11 protein-coding genes and 2 tRNA genes are annotated in these 12,574 nt (G+C 51.0%); 11 read left to right on the forward strand and 2 right to left on the reverse strand.

Annotated features, from left to right (window positions below; genetic code table 11):
- Nucleotides 1-22: 22 nt before the first annotated feature.
- From EA58_RS16545 to EA58_RS16555, 3 genes are all read left to right on the forward strand, one after another.
- On the forward strand, nucleotides 23-1,474 hold the full coding sequence (locus tag EA58_RS16545) for a Dyp-type peroxidase (protein WP_036755290.1): 1,452 nt from the start codon (nucleotides 23-25) through the stop codon (nucleotides 1,472-1,474).
- An 11-nt stretch (nucleotides 1,475-1,485) separates the two neighbouring features.
- Nucleotides 1,486-3,294 (forward strand): thiamine pyrophosphate-binding protein, encoded by a 1,809-nt coding sequence (locus EA58_RS16550; RefSeq protein ID WP_051642162.1) that lies wholly within the window; start codon nucleotides 1,486-1,488, stop codon nucleotides 3,292-3,294.
- A gap of 62 nt (nucleotides 3,295-3,356) precedes the next feature.
- Nucleotides 3,357-3,902 carry a carboxymuconolactone decarboxylase family protein gene (locus EA58_RS16555; RefSeq protein ID WP_036755293.1) on the forward strand — a complete coding sequence of 182 codons (546 nt, stop codon included), beginning with the start codon at nucleotides 3,357-3,359 and terminating at the stop codon, nucleotides 3,900-3,902.
- A gap of 104 nt (nucleotides 3,903-4,006) precedes the next feature.
- Here EA58_RS16555 and dacB read toward each other — a convergent pair whose 3' ends face one another.
- Entirely contained in the window at nucleotides 4,007-5,419 is a 1,413-nt protein-coding gene (gene dacB, locus EA58_RS16560) for a serine-type D-Ala-D-Ala carboxypeptidase (RefSeq protein ID WP_036755296.1), read from the reverse strand.
- 363 nt (nucleotides 5,420-5,782) lie between these two features.
- On the opposite strand from dacB, the gene greA reads away from it, so the two are divergent.
- Nucleotides 5,783-6,256, forward strand: coding sequence for a transcription elongation factor GreA (gene greA / locus EA58_RS16565; protein WP_036755366.1), 474 nt, complete (start codon nucleotides 5,783-5,785; stop codon nucleotides 6,254-6,256).
- A gap of 85 nt (nucleotides 6,257-6,341) precedes the next feature.
- On the opposite strand, the gene yhbY is transcribed toward greA, so the two are convergent.
- Complete coding sequence (yhbY, locus tag EA58_RS16570) at nucleotides 6,342-6,638, reverse strand: ribosome assembly RNA-binding protein YhbY (RefSeq protein WP_036755299.1); 297 nt, start codon at nucleotides 6,636-6,638, stop codon at nucleotides 6,342-6,344.
- A gap of 179 nt (nucleotides 6,639-6,817) precedes the next feature.
- On the opposite strand from yhbY, the gene rlmE reads away from it, so the two are divergent.
- The 7 genes from rlmE (at nucleotide 6,818) to EA58_RS16605 (ending at nucleotide 12,573) form a co-directional block, all read left to right on the forward strand.
- Nucleotides 6,818-7,447, forward strand: a complete 630-nt coding sequence (gene rlmE / locus EA58_RS16575) for a 23S rRNA (uridine(2552)-2'-O)-methyltransferase RlmE (protein ID WP_036755301.1) — start codon at nucleotides 6,818-6,820, stop codon at nucleotides 7,445-7,447.
- 50 nt (nucleotides 7,448-7,497) lie between these two features.
- Nucleotides 7,498-9,462, forward strand: coding sequence for an ATP-dependent zinc metalloprotease FtsH (gene ftsH / locus EA58_RS16580; RefSeq protein ID WP_036755303.1), 1,965 nt, complete (start codon nucleotides 7,498-7,500; stop codon nucleotides 9,460-9,462).
- Between the two features lie 126 nt (nucleotides 9,463-9,588).
- Nucleotides 9,589-10,422 (forward strand): dihydropteroate synthase, encoded by an 834-nt coding sequence (gene folP / locus EA58_RS16585; protein ID WP_036755304.1) that lies wholly within the window; start codon nucleotides 9,589-9,591, stop codon nucleotides 10,420-10,422.
- 20 nt (nucleotides 10,423-10,442) lie between these two features.
- Nucleotides 10,443-11,780 (forward strand): phosphoglucosamine mutase, encoded by a 1,338-nt coding sequence (gene glmM / locus EA58_RS16590; RefSeq protein WP_036755307.1) that lies wholly within the window; start codon nucleotides 10,443-10,445, stop codon nucleotides 11,778-11,780.
- A 224-nt stretch (nucleotides 11,781-12,004) separates the two neighbouring features.
- Entirely contained in the window at nucleotides 12,005-12,340 is a 336-nt protein-coding gene (gene secG / locus EA58_RS16595) for a preprotein translocase subunit SecG (RefSeq protein ID WP_036755310.1), read from the forward strand.
- 11 nt (nucleotides 12,341-12,351) lie between these two features.
- A tRNA-Leu gene (locus EA58_RS16600) sits at nucleotides 12,352-12,436 on the forward strand.
- A 60-nt stretch (nucleotides 12,437-12,496) separates the two neighbouring features.
- A tRNA-Met gene (locus EA58_RS16605) sits at nucleotides 12,497-12,573 on the forward strand.
- Nucleotide 12,574 lies beyond the last annotated feature (1 nt).

Genomic DNA, 12,574 nt, shown 5'->3' on the forward strand with positions numbered 1-12,574 from the left:
CAGATGCATAGGGAGAGAAGCAATGTCTGTGAATTTAAATCAAACCAATATTGACTTGGATGATCCGAATTTTCGGTCTGTCTTTGCCAATTTGCAGGGAAATATTCTGAAGGGCCATGGCCGGGATTATGCGCGGCATGTCTTTTTCTGCTTGGGCTCGGATGAAGTCGCGAACCGGCAGTGGATATGGCAGATGTCGGAAAAGGTTACCTCTATGCTTGAGCAGGGTCAGCAGCATCAGGCGTTTAAACTTCAGGGGAAACATGACCACTTGTTCGTGAACCTGATGCTGAGTGCGTCTGGGTATCGCAAGCTCGGCATTCTCCGGGAGCAATGGCCGGATGACCCGGCGTTTCTCGCGGGGATGAAAGATTTAGACCAGCGGTATGACACATCGCCGCGCGGTGATCATAAGCCAACGGCGAATCCGCTCAATGATGATCTGTCTCAGTGGGAGTCAGATTTTTCTCAGGATTTGGATGGGATGCTGATTCTGGCACTTAGTGGTCCGCTGGCTGAGGCTGAAAAGGCGCTGACCGATTTAGTGGCAGAAGTGGCGCAGTCGCTTGATGGCATCGGGCATATTGCGGTGGTTCAGCATGGCCATGTGATGCGCAATGACAAGCAGCAGGTGATTGAACATTTTGGCTTTGTGGATGGTGTCAGCAATCCGAAGTTTCTCTTTTCCGAACTCACGGAAGAATACCGCAATGGCGGGTACAGTAACAATGATCCCAGTGCACCGCTGAACTTGGTGATGGTGCCGGATCCGGGCGGGGATCATGCCAGTTTTGGTACTTATGTGGTCTATCGTAAGCTTCAGCAGAATATCAAAGGATTCTGGCAACGGGCGGATATGCTGGCTAATACCCTGTCAGAAAATGCCGACCGGAAAATTTCGGCGGAATATGCAGGGGCACTGTGTGTCGGTCGCTTTCAGGACGGGACACCCATCAGTGAGCAGTCGGGGGATGGCTGGACCAACCTGTTCAACAACTTCAATTTTGACGACGATGCTGAGGGCTTGAAGTGCCCACTGCATGCGCATGTCAGAAAAACAAACCCCAGAGGCGACACGGTGCGCCAGTTTAATTCGCCGCCAACCATTGAGCGGAGCCGCCGCATTGTGCGCAGAGGGATCAGCTTTGGTGAGACGGAGCGTCATCCGGCACAGGAGTGGACCGAAGCCGGGCTGCTGTTTCTGAGCTTTCAGGCCAGTATTGTTGATCAGTTTATTTTCATGCAGCACACCTGGTGTAACAGCGAAAAGTTTCTGCATGAAGATGTCGGGTTAGATCCTTTGGTCGGGCAGTTGAAAGCAACTGAGGTGCCGAAACCGCAATCCTGGTCGAAAGGTTGGGGAAGCCCGACAGCAGAACAAGTTTCGTTTAGCTTCTCCGGTGTTGTCCGGATGAAGGGCGGCGAATACTTCTTTATGCCCAGTCTTCACTTCCTGAAAAATTTGCCTGTGTGAGGGGAGGTCAGATGCAATACGAACAGCAAAAAACATCTGCCAAAGAAAAAACATCCGTCGCCAAATATGTCCTTGAGACCATCCGGGCCAATGGTGTTGATCATGTGTTTATGGTGCCCGGCGGAGTGATTGACCCATTTCTGAATCAGTTTGGGACGGGAGAAAATGACGTCAAAGCCATAGTGGCAGCCAGTGAGGCGGGCGCGGCTTATATGGCGGACGGATACGCCAGAGCAAGCGGTCAGTTTGGCGTGTGTATGGGGATTGGTGGCCCGGGAACGGCCAACATGGTTGGTCCTTTGGCGGCGGCCTGCACCGATGAGTCGCCTGTGTTAGTGCTGGCCGGAGAGGTGCCGACTGAATGGAGTGGTCGGGGCGGTTTCCAGGATGCCAGCGAAGCTGGGTTGAATGATGTCCGGATGCTGAGTTCGGTCACGGAAATGGCGCTGAAAGTTCCGGAAGCACAGATGGTGCCCCATCTGCTGGACCGGGCGCTCAGAACCATGCTGGGCCAGGAGCTTAAGCCCGTCAGTCTGAGTTTTCCGAAACAAATTCAGACTCAGGACATCGATATACAGTCCCATCCCATCAAAGCCTTGCATGATGTCTCGCGAACACCTCGGGCATTTGATTTGTCCGGGGCAGAACAGCTCTGCGAGGGATTGATTGAAGCCAGTCAGGCCGGTCAAGCCAATGTCACGATTTTAGTGGGGAGTGGTGCCGTGCGTTCAGAAGCGACTCAGGCACTGATTCAGTTTGCGGAAAGGTATCAGATCCCGGTTGCAACGACGTTGAAAGCGAAAGGTGTGTTTCCTGAAAATCATCCCTTATCCCTGGGAGTGTTTGGCTATTCGGGGACTCGGCACTCAACATTAGCCTTGTTGCATCAGCGTGCATCGGGTGCGTCTCAGTCGGAGACGGAGGGGAATCAATTACTACTTGTGCTGGGTTCGAGCATGAATCAGCGAGACACCATGCGCTGGGACCAGGGGTTGCAGCCAGAGGCCGGAATCTATCAGGTCGATCTGGATATCAGCATGTTCGGCAAGAATTTTCCGGTTGATGTACCGGTTCAGGGAGACGTGACCGCGGTATTAAGCTGGTTACTGGAAAAAGAGCAGGAAGCGCGGTTGCTGCCACTTCGGGAAATGAATCATCAACGCCAGCAGTGGCTGGCATCCATTATCTCTCAGCCTCGCTTTTATGAGCCGGAATATCTGGTGAGTGATGCGAGCCCGATGAACCCGGCCCGGGTGATCGCCGAGCTTCAGAAGATAGCGCCGCAAGATACAGTGATCATTGGTGACTCCGGTGCGCATCGGGCATTTGCCGGGCATTACTGGCAATCTCATGGTCCAAGGCAGTATCTGACAGCGACGGCGCTTGCCCCAATGGGCTGGGCGATTCCGGCAGGTGTGGGTGCCAAGGTGGCCAGGCCGGACCATCCTTGCGTGGTGATTACTGGTGATGGCTGCATGTTGATGAACGGAATTGAAATTCAGACGGCAGCCCGTCATCAGTTGCCCCTGATTGTTCTGGTGATCAACAACAGCGCTCTGGGGAACGTTTTTCTGCGGGCTGAAACGGCGAATGCAAAGGAACTGACCTCTCTGAGTACCCATGACTGGGCGGCTTTTTCACGGTCATTAGGCGGTGATGGCATCATTGTCGAACATCCGGATGCACTGGCGAATGCTTTTGAATTGGCCTTGGCTGCCAAAGGGCCATTTGTGATTGATGCGCGGTGTGATCCGAACATTCTGACGCCGGTGAATCCGTGGCGTCAGGAACTGGATCATCCGGATTGGGCTGAAACCTGATCGCGGCTCACGATTCGTTTGGAGACATTCGCAGGAAACAGTGACAGGAAACGGAGAATACAATGGCGACATTACCTCTGAAAGAAAGAGCCGATCTGGATGCACAGGGAAAGGCCATCTACGATACCCTGATTGGCCCTCGGGATGGGCTGTCGGGCATGTACCGCACCTTGATGAATCATCCGGTTCTGGCGCAACATTTGGGCCAGCTCGGCACTTATGTACGGTATGAAAGTGAGTTAGCCGGTGACCTTCGGGAGTTGGGCATTCTTGCGACGGCACGCTGTCTTGGGGCGCCTTTTGTGTGGGAAAAGCATATTGCCCCCGCGGAACGTGCAGGATTGCCCGGTCATGTGATTCATCAGGTGCTGGAAGGCGATTTGGCTACAGCAGAGATGAAGCCTCTTTATCTTTATACCTGGCAGGTCGCTCAGGATGTGGTGTATCAGCGAAGCATTGCTGAGAAAACGCAGCAGGCTTTGATTGAAGAGATCGGTGTGAAAGGTTTGCTGGATTTAGTGATTTCCTGTGGGATGTACCGCATGGTGTCTTCGGTTGTGTTTTCATTTGATGTGCCGCTCCCGGAAGCGGGGGAACCGCCTTTTTGATGGCAATGGATTTATCAGAGCGATGAACAGGTAGGTTTTTTCAGCACGCTCAGCAGCCGCTCAGATATTCCTGAGCGGCTGCTGACTTTCAGGTTTTTTCCCCTCTAAAACGCGTTGTACAGTTCGGTGTAGAGTGTGCGTTCGAACTGGGTAATTTCCGGATCAATGGCCGGAGCATCTTCCGATTTTTCCGGAGGCAGATAGTTGGTGACAAACTGGACTACCAGCAAGGGTTTGCCCGATTTGGCTGTCATGACGCCAGCAAGGTTAAAGGTGCCATACAACGAACCTGATTTTGCGGCAAGGTGCTGTTTAATCGGCGCCTGACGCACACTCTGGCGGTAGCGCAGTGTGCCGGTTAACCCGGCAACCGGCAGATCCTTCATCAGTCCGAGGCTGTCATCATGCTGATAAATGTAAGTGATCACTTTCATCATATCGCTGGCCATGATTCGGTTGTCTCGAGATAAGCCTGAACCATCAGCCAGAACCGCGAATTCCAAATCAATCCCGGTATGTGCTTTGATGATGGTTTTGATGGCTTTGGTGCCATTCCGAAAGCTGCCGGGTTGTTCGTAGTAGCGTTGTCCCAGTGTTTTGGCCAGATTGTCAGCGATCAGGTTATCGGAATCTTCCAGCATGACCTTGAGCAGGGCAGGCAGTGTCTCTGAGTGGTGGCTGATCAGGGGGACGCCTTTTGCTGTGTCGTTGCGCATGATGTCGCCTTTGAAACGGATCCCGGCTCGTTTCAGTTCCTGTTGGAGGACGTTGCGAACATAAGCTTCCGTGTCGACGACTGCGAAATTCAGTGGTAATGGTTTATCCCGTTGGGGGAGGCAACCACTGAGCTGGTAGTGGTTTCCGGGCTGAGTCTGGAGTTCCAGAGCACAAAATTCAGTCTTTTGCTGGGCCTTGCTGACGACTTTCGCCCGGCTGGTTGCAGTAATTGGCTGGTGGGACGGTACATGCAGTCGGGTGAACTGCCCCAAGGATTGATCACTGTACAGTGCCGCCTGAACGCAGTTGTGCTCCAGTGTGATGCTGCTAGAAGGGGCGCTGTAGCAGACTCCCAGGCTGTCCCAGGGCCATCCCGGGGCTTGTTCATAGCCGGTAAACTGACTGCCGTTGAGGTAGATATTACCGGTGATACGGCGAACTCCTTTTGACTTGAGCTGCTGGAGCATCGCAGTCAGGTCGCTGCGAGACAGGGTTGGATCACCGCTGAATCTGAAGATGAAGTCCTGATCTTGCTGTTCTATTTGAGTGGTAAACCGGAAATCATTGCCCAGGTATAACTTGGCGGCCAGTGCTGTCAGTAACTTTTGGGTACTGGCTGGTGCCTGCAGCTGTTCGGCACGCTGGCTAAAGACGGTTGTCCCGCTCGACGGGTCCGTGATGATTAAAGCCAGGTCGTGACCCTGAGGTAACGCTTCAATCGCGGGGCCGGGAGAAAAATCGGCCCAGACCGGATGACTGAATGTGAGTGAAGCTAATAAAAAGCCTGTTATTTTTTTCATCTTGGTTGAGCTACTGAGAAATTGAACTGGGAATCATAGGAAGTAAGAGGGCCGGGCGGCAATAAAAGTTCGTTAATATCTTGCAAGATCTGACGATTCGACGAGAAAGCAACCGCAGGAAGCTTCCAGACTTCCCCTTACGTCGCCCAGAATCACGTCAGGATCGCGAAGAAAAAGTGACTTTTTCGGAGTCTTCGTCAGAACCGAGTTACAGAGGTTGCATCCGGGGCAGAGTATTAGGTATCTTGTGGGGCAGAAAAGCAGTTTCTTCTATTTATGTGTTAGCCCAGACTTGTGCTGGGCTGGCTTTTTTTTGTCCGAAAAGCAATCCCGCTTTTTTGGCGTTTCGAGGTAGATAATTTTATGGAAAAGATCCCAATGACAGTCCGCGGCGAACAGCAGCTGCGTCAAGAGCTGGACGCCTTGATGAAACGTCGTCCACTGATTTCTGAGGCCATCGCTGAAGCTCGAGAGCTGGGCGATCTGAAAGAAAATGCTGAATACCATGCTGCTCGAGAGGAGCAGGGGATCTGCGAAGCCCAGATTCGTGATATTGAATATAAACTCTCTGTTGCGCAGGTGATTGATGTCACCAAAATGACCAATCACGGTAAAGTCATTTTTGGTGCGACTGTGACCTTGTTTGACGTCAATACAGATGAGGAAGTCACTTATTGTATTGTGGGTGATGACGAAGCCGACATTAAACGTGGTCTGATTTCTGTGAATTCACCGATTGCCCGGGGGCTGATTGGCAAACAGGAAGGCGATGAAGTCAGTATTGTGACGCCTGGCGGCAACAAAGAGTTCGAGATCGAGAAGGTCGAGTACATTTAAGCGGCAGGGCCGGCAGGTTTATTGTTAAAAAATGTAACAGTTGCCGGGCCTTGAACGATAAAAAAGGCCGCATTGGCGGCCTTTTTTATTTACGTGGAAGTTCGATTTTTCGATCTTCAGACTGACGGTACAGCACCAGAATATTCCCGATGACCTGTACTTTTTCTGCCTGAGTTTCACGCACAATGGCTTCGACGATCAGTTGCTTGGTTTCACGCTCTTCCGCAGCAACTTTGACTTTGATCAGCTCGTGGTGAGACAGGGCCAGTTCGATTTCTGACAGCACGGCTTCAGTCAGGCCGTTTGCCCCCATCAGGACAACAGGCTTCAGGCTGTGAGCAAGGCCTTTGAGGTATTGCTTCTGTTTGGTGCTTAGGTTCATGGTGACTCAATATCTATAACAAGGGTTGAAAACAGGGTATTCTAACGCCATCTAGTCAATATGACTAACGTTGTTTCGTTACGCTGGTGTTCCTGCCAACTCTGGGCCACAGTAAAAGTAGTACAGCTGAACCAGAACGGGAACTATCGGTCGCTGAGTGTAATCGCATTGGGTAATGCATGAGTAAAAAGAAACATTCAGCCAGCTCTGGACGCTGGCTGAAAGAGCATTTTGATGATAAGTATGTCCTGGAGGCCCAAAAGAAGGGCTATCGTTCCCGAGCTATTTTTAAACTGGAGGAAATCCAGAACAAAGATAAGTTATTAAAACCAGGAATGACCGTTGTTGACTTGGGTGCTGCACCGGGTGGTTGGTCACAGTATGCGGCTGACATTGTCGGAGATACAGGGCAAGTGATTGCTTGTGATATCCTGCCGATGGATTCCTTACCCGGGGTGAGTTTTCTGCAGGGTGACTTTCGTGAAGAAGCGGTGCTGGATGCGTTGCTTGAGCGGATTCAACCGGATATGGTTGATGTTGTGCTGTCTGATATGGCGCCTAACATGAGCGGAAATCTGGCCTCGGATCAACCTAGAGCAATGTATCTTGTTGAACTAGCATTAGATATGTGCAGGCAAGTTCTTGCACCGAATGGATGCTTTGCAGTCAAAGTCTTCCAGGGTGAAGGCTTTGATCAGTATCTGGCCGAAGTGCGCAGTATGTTCAAGGTGGTCAAAATCCGTAAACCAGACTCATCCAGGGATCGCTCCCGGGAAGTCTATATTGTGGCTACAGGTTATAAACTGTAGTACCCTACATTCATCTTTAAAGTTATCGCGAGGTTAACACCTTGAGTGACATGGCAAAAAACTTGATTTTGTGGTTAGTCATCGCCGTGGTGCTGATGTCTGTTTTTCAGAGCTTCGGTCCGGGAGATAGTGCTGGCCGTCAAGTCGACTATACGACTTTTGTCCGGGAAATCGGTCAGGATCAGATTAGGGAAGTACGATTCAATGATCGTGAGATCACGGTGTTCAAGCGTGATAACACCCGTTATGTGACTTATCTGCCTGTCCTGAATGACCAGAAATTGCTGGACGACCTGATTAATGCAAACGTAAAAGTGGTTGGGACACCACCGGAAGAACCAAGTCTTCTGGCTTCTATCTTTATCTCCTGGTTCCCAATGCTATTGCTGATTGGGGTATGGATATTCTTTATGCGCCAGATGCAGGGCGGCGGTGGCAAAGGCGCCATGTCGTTCGGCAAATCGAAAGCGCGCATGATGAGTGAAGATCAAATTAAAACGACCTTCAACGATGTTGCTGGCTGTGATGAAGCCAAAGAAGATGTGAAAGAGCTGGTGGATTACCTGCGCGATCCAAGCCGATTCCAGAAACTGGGCGGTAAAATCCCGACAGGTGTTCTGATGGTTGGTCCTCCAGGTACGGGTAAAACCCTGCTTGCGAAAGCCATCGCAGGTGAAGCGAAAGTACCTTTCTTTACCATTTCTGGTTCTGACTTTGTTGAAATGTTCGTGGGTGTGGGTGCATCTCGTGTCCGTGACATGTTTGATCAGGCGAAGAAAGCAGCACCTTGTATTATCTTCATCGATGAGATTGATGCTGTCGGTCGTCAGCGTGGTGCCGGTGTTGGTGGTGGTCACGATGAACGTGAACAAACACTGAACCAGATGCTGGTCGAAATGGATGGTTTCGAAGGTCATGAAGGGATCATTGTGATCGCGGCGACCAACCGCCCTGATGTGCTGGACCCTGCGCTGTTGCGTCCTGGACGTTTTGACCGTCAAGTTGTTGTTGGTCTGCCGGATGTGCGTGGTCGTGAACAAATCCTGAAAGTGCACATGCGTAAAGTGCCGCTGGATAACGATGTAGAGCCGTCTCTGATTGCGCGTGGTACCCCAGGCTTCTCGGGTGCTGATCTGGCAAACCTGGTAAACGAAGCAGCATTGTTCGCGGCACGCGGGAACAAACGCACTGTTTCTATGGTGGAATTCGAACTGGCGAAAGACAAAATCATGATGGGCGCAGAGCGTAAATCGATGGTGATGTCTGAAGAGCAGAAAGAATCGACGGCCTATCACGAAGCGGGCCACGCCATTATTGGTCGATTGGTTCCGGATCATGACCCAGTGTACAAAGTGTCGATCATTCCACGTGGCCGTGCGCTGGGTGTCACCATGTACCTGCCTGAGCAAGATCGTGTCAGTCACTCCAAAGAGTATCTGGAATCTATGATTTCCAGCCTGTACGGCGGTCGTCTTGCTGAAGAGTTGATCTACGGGGTGGAAAAAGTTTCGACGGGTGCTTCGAACGATATCGAACGAGCAACAGACATTGCCCGTAAGATGGTGACACAGTGGGGCTTCTCAGACAAACTGGGTCCGCTGCTGTATGCAGAAGATGAAGGTGAAGTCTTCCTGGGTCGTTCGGTGACGAAGACGAAGCACATGTCTGAAGATACTGCACGAGCTATTGATGAAGAAGTGCGTGCCATTATCGATCGCAATTACGAGCGAGCCAGAGAGATCCTGGTCAGCAACATGGACATTCTTCATTCAATGAAAGATGCATTGATGAAGTATGAAACCATTGATGCAGGTCAGTTGGATGACCTGATGGGACGGAAATCTGAGATCCGTGCACCCAAAGGCTGGGGCGATAAAGACGATACACTGAAGTCGGATACGACGGAAAGCGACAGTCAAGCCAGTGTTGATGCGAAAGATGCGGGCAAGCCGGCTGAAAAGCCTGAACAGGTACAGCCGCATCATAGTGAAGAAAATGATAAGCCGCAGGCATAATGTCTGACGGTCAGTTCAAAACCCCGGGGTAACTCGGGGTTTTTTGTTTCTGCGCCTGAATTTTATATGGAAACAAATGAGCCCTGTGTTGCTATCACAGGGCTTCTTTGGTAGGAGTAATGGGCCTTGTTATTGAAAAGCAAAGAGAAAACACTGGATCTTTCTTACCCGCATACCATGGGCATTTTGAATTTTACGCCGGATTCCTTTTCTGATGGGGGGCAATTCAATCAATTAGATAGTGCGTTGCGTCATGTGGAAGAGATGTTGGCTGTCGGCACCAGTTTCATTGATATTGGTGGTGAATCGACACGTCCGGGAGCCGCAGAAGTTTCCGTACAGGAAGAACTTGAACGGGTGGTGCCTGTTGTTGAAGCGATTCGCCAGCGTTTTGACTGCTGGATTTCTGTCGATACCAGTAAAGCTGACGTGATGACGGAGTCTGTTAAGGCGGGGGCTGATCTGATCAATGATATCCGTGCATTGCGTGAGCCTGGTGCCATGGCAGCCGCAGCGAGTGCAGGCGTGCCGATTTGCTTAATGCATATGCAGGGCCAACCGCGTACAATGCAGCAGCAGCCACATTATGATGATCTGTTGACGGATGTGGAAAATTTCCTTGCAGAGCGGGTTCAGGCCTGTGAACAGGCTGGAATTCAACGTGATCAACTGATTTTGGACCCGGGATTCGGTTTCGGAAAAACCCTGGAACACAACTATCAGTTGCTGGCGCATTTGGATAAATTTCACCAGTTTGGTTTACCGATGCTAGTGGGAATGTCCAGAAAATCAATGGTTTGTAAATTATTAGATAAAACACCTGTGGAAGCGTTGGCCGGAAGCCTTGCATGTGCTTCCATTGCGGCGATGAAGGGCGCCCAGATTATCCGGGTCCATGACACGCGAGAAACGCAAGATGTACTGGCTGTCTGCCGGATGACGTTGGCGCAGGCAAAATAAAGAGCTAGGAGCTATTTTTCATGGCTGAACGTAAATATTTTGGTACTGATGGTGTCCGTGGCCGTGTTGGTCAGTCACCAATCACCCCAGAGTTTGTTTTGAAACTGGGTTGGGCTGCTGGCCGGGTGCTGTCTCAGCAGGGCACCAAAAAAGTGATTATTGGAAAAGATACCCGTATTTCGGGATATATGCTGGAATCAGCGCTGGAAGCAGGACTGGCGGCTGCAGGGTTACAGGCTGCGTTTACTGGCCCGATGCCAACCCCAGCGGTCGCTTATCTGACGCGTACTTTTCGCGCAGAAGCCGGTATCGTGATTTCTGCTTCACATAATCCGTATTACGATAACGGCATCAAGTTTTTCTCTTCTGAGGGGACAAAGCTGCCAGATGAAGTAGAAGCGTTGATTGAAGCGGAACTGGATAAAGAACTTGTCTGCGTTGAGTCAGCCAGTTTGGGGAAAGCAACGCGCATCAACGATGCAGCGGGTCGTTATATTGAATTCTGTAAAGGTACTTTCCCGTCGCATCTGAGCCTTGCAGGTTACAAGATTATTGTTGACTGTGCCCATGGTGCCACTTATCACATTGCGCCGAACGTGTTCCGTGAATTGGGCGCAGAAGTTTTGACCATTGGCTGTGCGCCAGACGGGATCAATATTAACGCCGAAGTCGGTGCGACCGATGTTCGCGCGTTACAGGCCAAAGTGGTCGAGGAAAATGCTCATTTCGGTATTGCCCTGGATGGTGACGGTGATCGTGTCATCATGGTTGATAACGAAGGCAATAAAATTGACGGTGATCAGATTGCCTACATTATTGCCCGTCACGCACAGCGGCGTGGTGAATTGAAAGGCGGCGTGGTTGGTACTCTGATGACCAACCTGGGCATGGAACTGGCGTTAAAAGCGTTGGATATTCCATTTGTGCGTGCGAAAGTCGGCGATCGTTATGTGATGGAAGAGCTGATCAAGCATGATTGGAGCATTGGTGCAGAGAATTCTGGCCATGTGATTATTTTGGACAAAGTGACCACTGGCGACGGTATTGTGGCCGGATTGCAGGTCATGGAAGCGATGGTCAGCAGCCAACAGTCACTGAAGCAATTGTGCGAAGGCCTGACCATGTTCCCGCAGGTGCTGGAAAATGTCCGGTTCTCAGGAGAGAGCAACCCGCTGGAATCTGAAGTGGTGCTGGACGCACAAAGAGCCGCAGAAGCCAAGTTGGGTGAACGTGGCCGAGTCCTACTGCGTAAGTCTGGGACTGAGCCATTGATCCGTGTGATGGTTGAAGGCGAAGACGATACGCTGGTTCGGGAATCCGCGCTGGCGATTGCACAAGCCGTGAAAGACAACTGCTAAAGCGCTGCTCTGAAAGGGATTCCGGCCAGCAGCAGCTGAGCCGGAGTCTTGAATGGTAAAACTGATTATTTATTGCCCAAGCGATTCGCCAATTGCGACATTCTTGGAAAAATCACTTGTCACACATGTCGGCATTCGCTAGTATTCCCTCGCTCCTGACGAAGGGGTGCGCTGGCACTGCTCTCGCAAAGCCGGCACAACAATATGGAACATAGGTGGAACCCATGTACGAAATTCTACTTGTGATTTATCTGTTGGCTGCGCTTGGTGTAATTGGCCTGGTTCTGGTTCAACAAGGTAAAGGCGCAGATATGGGAGCCTCATTTGGGGCTGGTGCATCAGGAACATTATTTGGTGCCAGCGGCTCTGGAAATTTTCTGACCCGAATGACTGCAATTTTTGCAACCGTATTTTTTGTGATCAGCTTGATTCTGGGCAACATGAGTTCAAAACAAGCGGATACAACCAGTGGCTGGGAAGACTTAAGTGCTCCAGCACAGCAAGAACAACCTGTTGAAAAAACTGAGCAAGCGCCTGTAAATAGCGACATTCCTCAGTAATCAATAGATTTGCCGAGATGGTGAAATTGGTAGACACGCTAGCATGAGGTGCTAGTGCCGCAAGGTGTAGGGGTTCAAGTCCCCTTCTCGGCACCATTATTTCAGTTACTTGAAAGAGTAACAACTGAGAGATATAATCGCTCTCAGAATTACGGACGCGGGGTGGAGCAGCTTGGTAGCTCGTCGGGCTCATAACCCGAAGGTCGTCGGTTCAAATCCGGCCCCCGCAACCAA

Origin of the sequence: Photobacterium galatheae, assembly GCF_000695255.1 — a bacterium.
GTDB classification, from domain to species: Bacteria; Pseudomonadota; Gammaproteobacteria; order Enterobacterales; family Vibrionaceae; genus Photobacterium; species Photobacterium galatheae.